12 protein-coding genes are annotated in these 14,668 nt (G+C 50.4%); all 12 read left to right on the forward strand.

Translation table 11 applies throughout. From position 1 onward, the window contains the following. Positions 1–24: 24 nt before the first annotated feature. Positions 25–3,006: a T9SS type A sorting domain-containing protein gene (locus tag AWR27_RS19005; protein ID WP_077132651.1), complete on the forward strand. Its 2,982-nt coding sequence runs from the start codon at positions 25–27 to the stop codon at positions 3,004–3,006. Between the two features lie 177 nt (positions 3,007–3,183). Continuing rightward, the gene (locus AWR27_RS19010) at positions 3,184–5,355 is read left to right on the forward strand and encodes a T9SS type A sorting domain-containing protein (protein ID WP_077134083.1); all 2,172 of its coding nucleotides are present in this window, start codon (positions 3,184–3,186) and stop codon (positions 5,353–5,355) included. 142 nt (positions 5,356–5,497) lie between these two features. Further along, positions 5,498–5,869 (forward strand): NADH-quinone oxidoreductase subunit A, encoded by a 372-nt coding sequence (locus tag AWR27_RS19015; protein WP_077132652.1) that lies wholly within the window; start codon positions 5,498–5,500, stop codon positions 5,867–5,869. Positions 5,870–5,933: 64 nt separating this feature from the next. Continuing rightward, positions 5,934–6,497, forward strand: coding sequence for an NADH-quinone oxidoreductase subunit B (locus tag AWR27_RS19020; protein ID WP_077132653.1), 564 nt, complete (start codon positions 5,934–5,936; stop codon positions 6,495–6,497). Between the two features lie 14 nt (positions 6,498–6,511). Further along, positions 6,512–6,934 carry a DUF29 family protein gene (locus AWR27_RS19025; RefSeq protein WP_077132654.1) on the forward strand — a complete coding sequence of 141 codons (423 nt, stop codon included), beginning with the start codon at positions 6,512–6,514 and terminating at the stop codon, positions 6,932–6,934. Positions 6,935–6,943: 9 nt separating this feature from the next. After that, positions 6,944–7,444: an NADH-quinone oxidoreductase subunit C gene (locus AWR27_RS19030; protein ID WP_077132655.1), complete on the forward strand. Its 501-nt coding sequence runs from the start codon at positions 6,944–6,946 to the stop codon at positions 7,442–7,444. A 79-nt stretch (positions 7,445–7,523) separates the two neighbouring features. Further along, entirely contained in the window at positions 7,524–8,756 is a 1,233-nt protein-coding gene (gene nuoD / locus AWR27_RS19035) for an NADH dehydrogenase (quinone) subunit D (RefSeq protein ID WP_077132656.1), read from the forward strand. Between the two features lie 15 nt (positions 8,757–8,771). Next, complete coding sequence (locus AWR27_RS19040; RefSeq protein WP_077132657.1) at positions 8,772–9,272, forward strand: NADH-quinone oxidoreductase subunit NuoE family protein; 501 nt, start codon at positions 8,772–8,774, stop codon at positions 9,270–9,272. 7 nt (positions 9,273–9,279) lie between these two features. Next, on the forward strand, positions 9,280–10,620 hold the full coding sequence (nuoF, locus tag AWR27_RS19045) for an NADH-quinone oxidoreductase subunit NuoF (protein WP_077132658.1): 1,341 nt from the start codon (positions 9,280–9,282) through the stop codon (positions 10,618–10,620). Positions 10,621–10,742: 122 nt separating this feature from the next. Continuing rightward, positions 10,743–12,287 carry a glycosyltransferase family 39 protein gene (locus AWR27_RS19050; protein WP_077132659.1) on the forward strand — a complete coding sequence of 515 codons (1,545 nt, stop codon included), beginning with the start codon at positions 10,743–10,745 and terminating at the stop codon, positions 12,285–12,287. 26 nt (positions 12,288–12,313) lie between these two features. After that, on the forward strand, positions 12,314–13,390 hold the full coding sequence (locus AWR27_RS19055; RefSeq protein ID WP_077132660.1) for an NADH-quinone oxidoreductase subunit G: 1,077 nt from the start codon (positions 12,314–12,316) through the stop codon (positions 13,388–13,390). A gap of 97 nt (positions 13,391–13,487) precedes the next feature. Continuing rightward, the gene (gene nuoH / locus AWR27_RS19060) at positions 13,488–14,657 is read left to right on the forward strand and encodes an NADH-quinone oxidoreductase subunit NuoH (RefSeq protein ID WP_077132661.1); all 1,170 of its coding nucleotides are present in this window, start codon (positions 13,488–13,490) and stop codon (positions 14,655–14,657) included. Positions 14,658–14,668: the final 11 nt, after the last annotated feature.

A 14,668-nucleotide genomic window follows, 5' to 3' on the forward strand; every position in this document is an offset into this window, starting at 1 on the left:
TGAGCAGTTGGCAGAAAGCTATCTATGAAACACTTTTCCTTAGCCTCCGTGCTGGTGGCTGCACTTTTGTTGCCCCTACTGACACTGGCGCAGATTCAGGTGTCGTTTCCAACTACCCGAGCTGTTTTCCAACGCGACAATGCCAATCAGGCTACGTTTCGCGTAATGGGTTATTACACCTCCCCCATTACCCGCGTGGAGGCCCGATTGCAGGCCCGCGACGGGCGGGGCACTTCGTTCGACTGGCGTACTATTCAAAGTAACCCAACTGGTGGCGTATATGCCGGCGACTTGCAGGGGCAGGGCGGCTGGTATAACCTACAGGTGCGGGGTATGAATGGCGATCAGCAGGTAGGTGAAATCTTTACTGTCGAACGCGTTGGTGTTGGCGAAGTGTTTATCATTGCAGGTCAGTCGAACGCGCAGGGTATTCATTACGACGCTCCCAATCCAGGAAACGATCTTGTTAACTGTGTTAATTACAAATACCCAAACGAAGCGTTTCCGAATGACCCGCCCAAACCGGAGTTTACCAAACTCGATAACACGCCTGGTTTCACCATAGCCCCCCGTGGCGTAGGTAGCTGGTGCTGGGGTATGCTGGGTGATCTGTTGGTGAAACGACTGAATGTGCCGGTTATGTTTTTCAATGGTGCTTTTCAGGGAACGCCTGTACGCAACTGGCGCGAAAGCGCACCCGAAGGCGGAACAGCTATCAGTATATACAATGGAGACCCGTTTCCGCCACGGCAACCCTACATTAATTTAAAACTTTCGCTTCAGTTCTATGCCAGTGCACTGGGGGCAAGAGCTGTTTTATGGCATCAGGGAGAAGCTGATAACCTGATCTTTACATCAACTAACCGGTATGTCAACGAGTTGCAGTTCGTTATTAATCAAAGTCGGCAGGACTTTGGCCGTCCTGTACCCTGGGTAGTGGCCCGTGCCTCTTATGGCGACTTGATCTCGAATGATGGACAGGCTGTAATTGCCGGTCAGAATCAGGTAATAGCCACAACGCCTAACGTGTTTGCCGGGCCAAGTACTGATAACATCCAGATTCCGCGCCGACGTCCTCCGCTTAATGATCCTGATGCCGTTCACTTCGACATGGCCGGGCTTATGGAACTGGCTAACGCCTGGAATGCCAGTTTAGACGATGCGTTTTTTCAACGGTCCGTACCTGTTGCTGGGATTACTCCTCCAACGGTTTCGGTAGCGTGTGCGGCTAACAACAACCTGACGTTTACCATTAATGGCCAGTATTCGTCTGTACAATGGGAATCGGGCGAAACTACGGCGGCTATTACAAAAGGGGCTGGTGGCTTGTATAGAGCAAAAGTCAAAGATGCGTTAGGTAACACCTTTTTTACACCGCAGGTGCGCGTTTCTGACGCGCCCGCAGCCAGTGTTGTTGGCAACCGCCCGCCCTCAATCTGTGTGGGCAACAGTTTGGCCTTAACGTCGAACTACGATAATGCCACCTGGCTTAATCAACAAACGGGTGCCACTGTTACTACGGGCCGAAGTTATACGGCCACAACCGCAGGAGCTTACTTTGTGCGGGTACGTGATGTAAGCGGCTGCGATTTCAACTCGAACGTAATAAATCTGGCAGTAAATCCGCTACCGGCAACGCCCGTTGTTGCCAACGAACGGCCAACCACCTTCTGCCAGGGCGATAATACGGTGCTGCGAGCCAGTGCTGACAACGTTCAGTACAACTGGAATGCTGGCGGCCAGCAGAGCAAGAGCATTACCATCAATACCAGCGGATCGTTTTTCCTGACTGTCACTGACCAGAACGGCTGTACGTCAGCCTCATCGAACACAGTAGTTGTTACGGCCAATCCTGTACCGGCCAAGCCTACTATCAGCGCGAGTGGCCCAACAACCTTCTGTGCCGACCGCAACGTAACGCTAACAGCCCCGCAAGAGGCCGCTTACGTTTGGACCAACGGGGCATCGACACGGGCAATTACCGTAAACCAGACGAACGACTACTCGGTGCGCCTGCGCAATCAGTTCAATTGCGTATCGGAGCCGTCCGATGCTATTCGGGTTCTGGTCAATCCTTTACCGCCAACCCCAACAATTACTGCCGGTGGGCCAACTACGTTCTGTGAAGGAAATAGAGTAACACTTACGGCAAACAGTGCGAATGACGTTGTTTGGGCCAGCGGGCAAATAACACGAAACATTATAGTGTCGACAGCGGGCATCTATGCCGTACAGGCTCGTGATCAGAATGGCTGTCTGTCGACTTTCTCGCCGGTTGTTGCTGTTCGGGTGAATGCGTTGCCCGCAGCACCCACTATTCTAACCAATCGTCCGCCTACTATTTGTGAAGGCGATCAGATCAGGCTACGGATTGATGGGCCGTTTACTGTATTCTGGAGCACAGGCGACTCTACCCAATCGATTACAACGGGCCGGGCGGGTAATTACAGTGCCCGCGTTCGCGATGTTAATGGTTGTATTTCGCCCCAATCTGCCCCAACTGCTGTTGAATTGCGCCCTTTACCACCCGCTCCAACCGTTAACATCGTAGGTACGTATACGCTTGAAGCCATTAGTTCGACCAACGGTACAGAATTCCGGTGGCGACGGGGCACTGACTCGCTGGCAACCTCATCGGCAGTGATCAAAGCAAATCAGTCGGGTTCGTACACGGCGCGGTCGTCCATTGTTTATTCGCCGACGTTAACCTGCTTCTCATTACCGTCTGCTCCGCTGGTCTTTACGGTTGATCTAACAAACAACGGCTTGAGTGTTTACCCGAACCCCAACCCCGACAAGATTGTACGGGTTGAGTTACGGGAAAACCTAACAGACGTAACGCTAACCTTGTATTCACTCCGGGGCGAAGTGTTGCGAACGTTCAATGTGCCTATCTTCGACGAGCGTAAGGCTCTTGAGCTAACATACCTTCCCGCAGGCAGTTACGTACTACGTGTTCAGGCGCGTGATTTCGACGCGTCAAAACGAATCGTGATCGGATTGTAATATAAGTAATTAACAGACCGTTTAATCATAGAAATTACTCTTAGTTTTGCACTTTACCGGGACTTGCTTTTTTATCGTAATTTACGTGTAGAAAAGGCCCGATTTTTGCGGTCGGTTCATTTTGCAAAATGACTTCGGCGGGAAATTGGGAAGAAATCGGTCATTGTGATGCGAAATATGAACAATTATCTATTATTAACACGTCTGTTTGTTATTGGATTAACAGTCGTCAGCCTCCAGGTTTCGGCTCAGGTGAACGGGCAACTTATCAAAATTACCTACCCGTCGAGCCGGGCCGTATTCCAGCGCGAAACCGATAATACCAGTACAATCTACCTGTCGGGTAGCTATTATCAGCCCGTCGACAGCGTACAGGCCCGCGTTCAGGCCGAAATAACAGGTCAGGGCATCGGCACCAACTGGGTTACTATTCAGCGGAACCCACGGGGTAGTATTTTTCAGGGTAGTCTTCGCGCACAGGGCGGTTGGTACAGGCTCGAAGTACAGGCTTTTGCCGGAGGAACAGTCATAGCCCGCGACGAAGTGCGTAAGATTGGCATTGGTGAGGTATTTATTATTACGGGGCAGTCAAACGCACAGGGTTTTCAGAATTTCGGTGCCGTAGGTGCCAGCGACGACCGGGTCAACTGCGTTGTTTACGATAATACGACTGCCAACTCGCTGGCTGATCCACCAGCTCCTACGTTTCAACAGCTAAGTGCCAATGCAATCATTGGTCCGCGCGGTCAGAGTGCATGGTGCTGGGGTGTTCTGGGCGACCTGATTGCCCAACGGTTCAACGTACCGGTTTTGTTTATCAACACTGCCTGGGCAGCTACGGGTAGTCAAAACTGGGCAGAAAGCGCGCAAGGGCTTCCAACGAAAAATATTTATGCTATTGGAACGCCCAACGAGCTTTACCCTCCAGGCATGCCGTATGCTAATCTGGTGATTGCGCTTCGCTACTACTGCTCATTGCAGGGATTGCGGGCCATTCTCTGGCAACAGGGAGAGAACGATACCTTTCCGCTCAAAACGCCCCGTTCGACATACGCGCAACGGCTTCAGTATTTAGTAAATAAAACCCGCGCCGATACAGACCGTTATCCTGCATGGGTGTTAGCCCGCTCGTCGTATACGATTGGTTTAACCAGTCAGGATGTGCTTCAGGGCCAGAACGACGTTATCAACACGTACAACAACAACGTGTTTGCGGGGCCGTTTACTGACAATATTCAGATTCCGCGTTTCGATGATGTTCATTTTGGCAACCGAACTACCAATAATCCGGGCGATAAAGGGTTGAATGATTTAGGCCGGGCCTGGTTTGAAAGCCTGAACTCCATCTTCTTTGCCAGTTCGCGGCCTCTGCCACCGCTGCCAACGCCATCGATTACAGTGGCCTGTAATACCGCTAACAATGCCCTTACTATGACGCTGCCGAACCTGTACCAGTCTTATGTGTGGGATTCGGGACAGAGGACGCAATCAATCACAGTAACCCAACCGAGAGTATATCAGGCTAAATTGAAAGATCGGTTTGGGAATACCTTTCTGGCACCCGCCGTTGACGTGCAGGCTCCTATCCAGCCCACAACACCTACAGTTTCGTTAGCCAGCCAGCCCGACCAGCCCGCCAGCGCACAACAGCAGATATGTGCCGATTCAACGCTGTCGCTGATTGCCAACACCTCGGCAAATAGTACGGCTATATGGAGCAACAGTGCTGTCGGCAGAGCTATTTCTCTGAACCAACCCGGTAATTACGCATTGCAGGCCGTTAATGTCTATGGTTGCCGGTCGCCACAGGTTTCGGGTATCAGTTTAACGGTTCGACCTAAAGTGCCGACGCCAACTATCGAACAGGTGGGTACATACTCGCTCCAGGCGGTTGTACCACCCGGCACCGACGGACAGACGGACCAGTTTGACTGGCTACGTAATGGTGAACTGATTCCGCAGAATGGCGTTGTGGCGAAAGTCACGGTAACGGCCAACTACGCGGCCCGTACCAAACGTACTTTCCGCCTGTCAAACGGAAACAACCTAATGTGTTTGTCAGACTATAGTCCGCTAAAATCTTTTGTCTTCAATCAGGCTGATGGGGGCTTGAGCGTATACCCAAATCCTTCAGCCGACGGACGCGTAACGGTTGAAACAGTTGAGAATTTACCGGATGCCGAAATCGACGTATTCTCGCTTCAGGGACAGAAACTATTTTCGGGTCAGGTACCTGTTCTCAACGAGCGGAAGTCCGTCGATTTATCCGGGCTTTCCCAGGGCGTTTACATTGTGCGGGTTCGGGCCTCGGGCTTCAACGTATCCCGGCGCATTGTTATCAATCGATAACCATTTCGTCAGACAACGTGTTACAAATCCCGGTGGCCCGCGTCAAAACGGTTGCCGGGATTGTCTGTTTTTGTGCAGCGAAAGTGGGTTGGTTATCCAAAACCACTGTTGTACCTTTACACCGTCATTCACAGCTATAACTATGAACGCAACGTACTTACCTGCCGATTATGTGCCGGTATTGATTCAACTTGGTCTGGCATTGGGTTTCATTGTCACCACCATGATTGTTACGCACTCCATTGGGCCGAAACGCAATAGTCAGAAAAAAGATGACCCATTCGAGTGCGGCATTCCTGTTCAGGGCGACGCCCGCACCCCAATCTCGATCAAGTATTTCCTGATTGCTATTCTGTTCGTACTGTTTGACGTAGAAGTGATTTTCTTATACCCCTGGGCTGTGAATTTTAAAGGACTTGGCGTGGATGGATTCATCCAGATGGTACTCTTCATGGGTTTGCTGCTGGCCGGCTTTTATTACGTTATTCGGAAAGGCGTATTGAAGTGGGAGTAGCCCCGAAACATGAATTTTTAATCATATTTATTCGTTGTTTCAGTAACCAACTACAACGTAATTTATGGCAAGCGACATTCAGTTAGCTGGTGATATAAAGGTTGCAAAAGCACCGGCCAGTTATGATGGCCCCGGTTTTTCGGCGACCTCTTTCGACAAGGTAATCGGGTTGGCACGGGCTAACTCGCTTTGGCCGCTTCCTTTCGCCACCTCGTGCTGTGGCATCGAATTTATGTCGACAATGGCGTCGCACTACGATCTGGCCCGATTCGGCTCAGAGCGTCCGAGCTTTTCCCCGCGCCAGGCCGACATGTTGCTCGTGGCGGGTACGATTGCCAAGAAAATGGCACCGGTTGTGAAGCAGGTGTATCTGCAAATGGCCGAACCGCGTTGGGTGATTGCTATTGGTGCCTGCGCGTCGAGTGGTGGCATTTTTGATACCTACAGCGTTTTACAGGGTATCGACCGGATTATTCCCGTTGACGTTTACGTGCCGGGTTGCCCTCCTCGCCCTGAGCAGATTCTGGAAGGCGTGATGCAAGTTCAGGAACTCGCTAAGAATGAATCGTTGCGTCGGCGAAACACCGAAGAGTATCAAAAGCTGCTGAACTCGTATAATATTCAGTAAAGTTAACCAAGGCCATGGATGAATTACTTGAGCTTCGCCAGGCAATTACTGAAGGACGATATGCCGATGCGTTGCATATTGTTGATGAGTTAGACGAGATGGCTCGGGATGATAAAACCAATAAAATTTTCAGCTTTATGGAAATTTTATTAATTCATTTGATTAAAAAGTCAGCCGAACAGCGAACTACCCGCTCATGGGAAAACTCAATCAACCATGCAGTGGCACAAATTCAGCGTACTAACAAACGCCGGAAGTCGGGAGGTTTCTACCAGACTAACGCGGAGTTGCTGGAAACACTTCACGAAGCATTCGTACTGGCCTTGCCTCAGGCAGCAATAGAGGCATTTGAGGGTACTCTATCTGATGATGAGTTGCTGGCGAAGATAGACCGCAATCAGATAATAGGTGAAGCCATGCGATTCATTGAACATTAACCATTCATTATGCTGACTAACGAACAGGTTGCTCAGGAAATCATAAATCAATTTGGTGGGGCCGTCAGCGATTTTGACGACCCATTCGACCTGTTGACGTTCTCCACCACGCGTGAACAGATTGTGTCGCTTGTTCAGTATCTGAAGAACAGTAAAACCCTACAAGTTGGCTTTCTGACCGACCTCACGGCGGTCCATTACCCCGATTCGCCAGGTCGGGAGTTTTGCGTGGTGTATCATTTGCACAGTCTGATCCACAATTTCAGGCTTCGCATCAAAGTGTACCTGTCCGAAGATGATATTCATATTCCTACTCTGATACCTCTCTTTGCCAGTGCGAACTGGATGGAGCGCGAAACCTTCGACCTGTTCGGGGTTATCTTCGACGGCCACCCTGACCTGCGCCGGATTCTGAACATGGAGGAAATGGATTACCACCCCATGCGGAAACAGTATCCGCTTGAGGATGGTACCCGCGAAGACAAAATAGACGCATTGTTTGGACGATAAAGATTGAATGGTTGACTTATCGAATGACTGAAGTAGCCTATTCAACAAGTCAATCACTAAATCATTCAATCATTAAGATATGGTTTCCGAAGAACTGGATATAGCCCAACAGAACCTGCCCGCCGAGCAAGGCCCCGTTCAGTACGTAAACGAACTGACAACGCTGAATCTCGGTCCTACACACCCTGCCACGCACGGCATTTTTCAGAACGTGCTGCAAATGGATGGTGAGAAGATTGTTTCGGGCGAACAAACCATTGGTTACATTCACCGGGCGTTCGAGAAAATCGCCGAACGGCGGCCTTTTTACCAGATCACGACCCTTACCGACCGCATGAACTATTGCTCAAGTCCTATCAACAATATGGGCTGGCACATGACGGTCGAAAAACTACTGGGCATCGAGGTACCGAAGCGGGCGCAATACATTCGGGTCATCATGATGGAACTGGCCCGGTTGGCCGATCACCTGATTTGTAATGGCATTCTGGGCGTTGACACAGGGGCGTTTACAGGCTTCCTGTACATCTACCAAGAGCGCGAAAATATCTACGAAATCTACGAAGAAGTCTGCGGAGCACGCCTGACCACCAACATGGGCCGCATCGGTGGTATGGAGCGCGACCTTTCGCCAACGGCTATTCGGAAAATCAGAGAATTGCTCCCGCGTTTCCGCAAAGTACTGGCTGAGTTTGAGAGTTTGTTCAATCGCAACCGTATTTTCATGGACCGTATCATTGGCGTGGGTGGCATTACGGCTGAGCGGGCGTTGAGCTACGGCTTTACCGGACCAAACCTCAGAGCGGCTGGTGTCGATTATGATGTTCGGGTCATGAACCCCTACTCGTCTTATCAGGACTTTGAGTTTGATATTCCGGTTGGGCAGAGTGGCGATACGTATGATCGTTTCATGGTTCGTAACGCCGAAATGTGGGAGAGTCTGCGCATTATTGAGCAGGCCATCAACAACCTGCCCGAAGGCCCGTATTATGCCGATGCTCCTCAGTATTACCTGCCGCCAAAGTCTGAAGTGTATAAAAACATGGAAGCCCTCATTTATCACTTCAAAATTGTGATGGGCGAAATCGACGCGCCCATAGGCGAAGTATACCATGCCGTTGAAGGTGGTAATGGCGAGCTGGGTTTCTACCTGATCAGCGACGGAGGCCGTGCTCCTTACCGGCTTCACTTCCGGCGTCCGTGCTTTATCTATTATCAGGCATATCCGGAAATGTGCAAAGGACTAACGTTATCGGATGCCATCGTAATCATGAGTAGCATGAATGTGATTGCGGGCGAGTTAGATGCGTAACACCTGGTGTAAATTATGACAACCGAGACCAAATCCACCATACAGTTTACCCCGGAGCGGCTGGCAAAGGCGCAGGAAATCATTGCCCGATATCCTGAAGGAAAGCAGAAATCGGCCCTATTGCCGCTATTACATTTGTTGCAGGAACAGGAAGGCTGGACACCTGCTGAGGGCATGGACTACGTGGCCGGGCTGCTCGACATCGAACCCATCGAGGTTTATGAGGTAGCTTCGTTCTACACCATGTATCACCTCAACCCCGTTGGCAAGCACGTCATTGAATACTGTCGTACTGGCCCATGCTGCCTGATGGGGGGTGAAGAGGTGTACGCTCATCTAAAGCAACGACTCGGTATCGATACCGGTCAAACCACCGTCGACGGGCAGTTTACGCTCAAAGAGGTAGAATGTCTGGCCGCTTGTGGTATGGGGCCGGTGTTTCAGATTCGCGAGAAATATTACATGAACCTGACCAACGAGCGCGTAGACGAAATCATTGACGAACTGTCGAAATAGAACGTACATGGGCAAGAAAATCTTAACCGAACATATCAACGTTCCGGGCATCGAAACCTTCGATGTGTACCGGAAACAGGGTGGTTATACCGCTGTTGAAAAGGCGTTGAAAACCATGACGCCCGACGCCATTGTTGACGAAGTAAAGAAGGCAGGCGTTCGGGGCCGGGGTGGCGCAGGCTTCCCGATGGGCATGAAATGGAGTTTTCTGGCAAAGCCAGAGGGCGTTCCCCGCTACCTCGTCTGCAATGCCGACGAATCGGAGCCGGGTACGTTTAAGGATCACTACCTGATGAAAAACATCCCGCACCTGCTGATAGAAGGGATGATTGTTTCCTCGTTTGCGCTGGGTGCCAACAAGTCGTTCATTTATGTGCGGGGTGAGTTGATGTATGTGATTCACATTCTCGAAAAAGCCATTGCCGAAGCAACGGCGAAGGGTTTTCTGGGAAAAAATATTCTTGGCAGCGGCTACGATCTCGAATTGGTAGTGCAGCCGGGCGGGGGTGCTTATATCTGCGGTGAAGAAACGGCTCTGCTCGAATCGTTGGAAGGTAAACGCGGAAATCCGCGCAATAAACCACCGTTTCCAGCAGTAAAAGGGCTGTATCAGTGCCCAACTGTAGTGAACAACGTGGAGTCAATTGCTACGACTCCCTGGATTATCAACAACGGCGGTGAAGCTTATGCGAGTGTGGGCATTGGGCGCAGTACTGGCACAAAACTGATTTCAGCATCGGGGCATATTAACAAACCGGGGGTGTATGAAATTGAACTGGGTGTTTCGGTCGAAGACTTTATCTATGCCGACGAGTGGTGTGGCGGTGTTCGTCCGGGTCATAAATTCAAAGCACTCGTAGCAGGTGGCTCGTCGGTCCCTATTCTACCGGCCAACCTCGCACTAACGCTGGCAAACGGCGAAAAACGGCTGATGACCTACGAATCGTTGTCAGACGGTGGCTTTGCAACCGGCACTATGCTGGGTTCGGGCGGTTTCATTCTTTTCGACGAAACGGCCTGCATTGTGCGTAACACGTGGAATTTCTCGCGGTTCTACCACCACGAGTCGTGTGGGCAGTGTAGCCCCTGTCGGGAAGGCACTGGCTGGATGGAAAAAGTTTTACACCGGATTGAACACGGCCACGGCAACGAACGCGATATTGACCTGCTGGTAGATGTTGCAAAGAAAATAGAGGGTAACACCATTTGCCCACTGGGCGATGCGGCTGCGTGGCCCGTAGCCAGTGCCATTCGTCACTTCCGCGACGAATTCATGTGGCACATTACTAATCCGCAGGAAGCTACACAACCAGGTGCAGTATATCGGGGTGAGATGGCCTTAGTATAGCTAACCGGTAGATACCAGTTAGTTTACTATAGCAATGGGGTCTTAATTTCGTCGTTTTTAAGCTATAAGATTAAAACGGCGAGATTAAGACCTGTTTCATTTCCACTCGTAACAATAAGACTATGTTCGGGCTACTTAAGTGGATCTACCAATTCGTCAAAAATAACGTATATCCTTTAACAGGATTCTTTTGCGCCATATGCACGTTCGCCATTTTACTCGTTAAGGTAAAATTTCTGCGTAGTTTTCACCCAGATATATCGGGCAGCGAACGTAGCACCACGTATGGTATCCAACTCGTTGCCGACTATCAGCAACTCTACACTGATCCTGAGCAACCGCCGTTCTGGATTACGCACTACTCACCCCTTTATTACTACGCTGTTGGCTTGCCCTACCGACTGATGGGCTGGGACCCAGCCGATATTTACCGTATTCAGCTTGCCAGCCGTTTTGCGTCATTTGGTTTTGTCCTGCTCGCCCTTGTGGTAATTTACTTTACCGGGAAACACATTCTGCGGCTTCGATTCTGGCAAAATGCGCTTTTGGTGATGGCTATTTTTGCCCTCCTCCAACATTGGCACTTAACCAATTCGCGCATCGATAGTCTGCTTTTCCTGTTTTCTACTCTATTTCTGTATTGCGGACTACGTGCATTTCAAGAGCCGGCAGATACGCTTAATAAGTATCTCGTTGCCGCAGGTATAGCAGCTATATTGGCTTTTTTCTCGAAACAGAGTGGTCTGGTGCACATAATTTGCATACTTAGTTTCCTACTGATAAATGCACGCTGGAAAACCTTATTCAAACTGGCAGGTATAATGTTTGGCTTTGGGCTGGCATTGACATTACTATTTTCAGGAGGAAACATATGGCTCTTTTTCCTGAACATTTTCGGGAGTCTGGCCTCACCCATTTTGCCAGCATGGTTCTACTACTACACGTTTGAGCCACTTCTACCGGTTGCCAGTGAGTTAATCACAGTATGCTTCCTGATTGGTTTCAAGTGGTACTTCGCCGGAAAGAACATTCAACGACATTTTTTGGTATTTGCCGGGCTGCTTTTCTTTGGATTCGCGACAGGCACCGCGTTCAAATACGGGGCCGCCGTAGGTTATTATCATGAATTTGCATACGCAGGAATATTGACAGTCTTTTGGTATTTTTGTGAGCAGTTTGAGCGACGGCCTTACCCGTTATCATACTACTTGCTTCCGGCCATGTTGGCTATAACGATGCTGTTTTTCTCAACGTATCAGGTAGAACGCTACCTCACAGCTAATTTGGGCCAGTATGAGCAGGCGTATCGTGAACAGAAGCAGGTAAGTGAGTATATGGTTGCCCAACTCGGTGAGCAGGATGAAGTGGTAACTGTGCTGGGCGATGGCTTCAGAGGATACATGCTGCAACAACTGTTGTTTCGGCATCAGTTAGCGTACCAGGACGATGTAATTCACTTCCTGAACAAGAATAAAACGTTGAATTACAGTCGCTTTTTTGATATGGCTAACCGGGGCGGTGTCAAATACATTATTTTGCCAAAACCCCAGCCATTGTATTTTACTGCATTTGATTACACGTTTGACCAGCGGCAGTACACGTTGCAAAAAGTTCTTAACGGGTATCACATTTACCAAAGCAAAGAACTGACACCAACCGTAAACTGACCGCGTTTATCGTAACAACAAAGATTATGACTTCAGACGGAGCCGTATCACAACTGCTTAAAGTTACCATCGACGGTATTGAGGTCGAGGTAGAACCGGGTACTACTATTTTGCAGGCTGCCCGCAAAATCGGTCCTGAAGTAGCCCCCCCGGCCATGTGCTATTATCAGCCATTGAAAGGATCGGGCGGAAAATGCCGGGCCTGTTTGGTTCGGGTAGCAGCGGGGTCGGCCAAAGACCCACGCCCGATGCCCAAGTTAGTAGCTTCGTGCCTGACTGCCGTGCAGGATGGTATGGTGGTAGAGAACAAAAACAATCCGCAGGTCATCGACGCGCGGAACGGCGTAGTCGAGTTTTTGCTGCTGAATCATCCGCTCGACTGCCCCGTCTGCGATCAGGCTGGCGAATGCGACCTGCAAAACTTTGCCTTCGATCACGGCAAAGCCACTACGCGCTACGAAGAAGACCGCCGGACGTTTGAAAAGAACGACCTCGGCCCATATATACAGTTGCACATGACGCGATGCATTTTGTGTTACCGCTGTGTATATACCGCCGACCAGATCACTAACAAACGCGTTCATGGCGTACTGAACCGGGGCGACGCGTCGGAAATCAGCACGTACATTGAAAAAGCCATCGACAATGACTTTTCGGGCAACGTAATCGATGTATGCCCGGTAGGTGCGCTGACCGATAAAACGTACCGATTCAAAAATCGGGTGTGGTTTACCAAGCCTGTCGATGCACACCGCGACTGCCCTACCTGTTCGGGCAACGTGACGCTCTGGTATCGGGGCGAGGAGGTGATTCGGGTAACGGGCCGCAAGAACGAATGGGGCGAAGTGACGGAGTTTATCTGTAACACCTGCCGCTTTGAGACAAAGAAAACCAGCGACTGGATGATTGAAGGCCCAACCAAAATCTCGCGGGCATCGGTCATATCGGCCAACAAATACCGCGCTGACACCATCAAGCCAAGTTTCGGCCAACGGCTGGCTGCGGCTGAGTACAAACCCATCGATGATAGCCGCGATACATCGCAACTGGACATTCAGCAATTACCAGCCGAACGGTTCGCCAAATTGCCGTCGGCAGAGTAAAAAGTTAGATCGTTATAAAGTTATAAGGTTGTAGCGTTTTGGTTCTTATCAGCTCAACTTTACAACTTTATAGCCCTACAACCTTACAACTTTAGAAATGGATTTAACCGTATTAGCAGTAAAAGGGCTGATTATTCTGGCAATTTTCGGGATAACGCTGCTCATTGCTACCTACTCGACATATGCCGAGCGAAAGGTAGCCGCGTTTTTGCAAGACCGTATCGGGCCAAACCGGGCGGGGCCGTGGGGGCTGCTGCAACCCATTGCCGACGCTGGCAAGATGTTCTTCAAAGAAGATTTCATTCCGGCGCAGGCCAGCAAATGGTTGTTCATTCTTGGCCCTTGCTTAGCCATGCTTACCGCCCTGATGTCGAGCGCGGTTATTCCGTTTGGCGACAGCATTCGGTTTAGCTGGGATGGCGTGGCCTACGATGTTCCGGTGCAGGGCATCGAAATCAACATCGGCGTCCTGTATATTTTCGGCGTCGTGTCGCTGGGTGTCTATGGTATCATGATTGGCGGCTGGGCCTCGAACAACAAATTTTCGCTGCTGGGAGCTATCCGGGCAGCGTCGCAGAACATCAGCTATGAAATTGCGCTGGGCCTGTCGCTGATTGCGATTCTGATGATGACGGGTTCGCTCTCGTTGCGGGCTATCGTTAATGAGCAGGCTACGTTTTTCGAGTGGAATGTATTTACGCAACCGCTTGGGTTCATTATCTTCCTGACCTGTGCCTTCGCCGAGTGTAACCGAACCCCGTTCGATCTGCCCGAGTGCGAAACTGAACTCGTGGGCGGTTATCACACAGAATACAGTTCGATGAAACTCGGTTTTTACCTGTTCTCCGAGTACATCAACATGTTCGTATCATCGGCGTTTATTTCGGCTCTGTATTTCGGCGGGTTCCACTATCCGTTCATGAACGAAGTGAGCGCGGCTCTCGAGGGTTCGCTGGGGGCGGTGGCTGGGCATAATGTAGCTACAGCGATTACAGTGGTTGTGTTCTTTGCCAAGATCTTCTTCTTTATCTTCTTCTTCATGTGGGTTCGGTGGACGCTGCCGCGTTTCCGCTACGACCAACTGATGAACCTCGGCTGGAAAACGTTTATCCCCCTATCGATTTTAAACGTAGTCATTACCGGTGCCGGGCTGCTCTATAACATCAAATATACGTCCTGGCTCATTGTCGTAGTGATGGTAGGCATGGCCGTATTTTCGTCGGCCCGTGCCCCTAAGCAAGCCCCTGTACGTCAGCAGACGGCCTGAGTAAACTGAAC

Origin of the sequence: Spirosoma montaniterrae, from assembly GCF_001988955.1 — a bacterium.
Classification (GTDB): Bacteria; Bacteroidota; Bacteroidia; order Cytophagales; family Spirosomataceae; genus Spirosoma; species Spirosoma montaniterrae.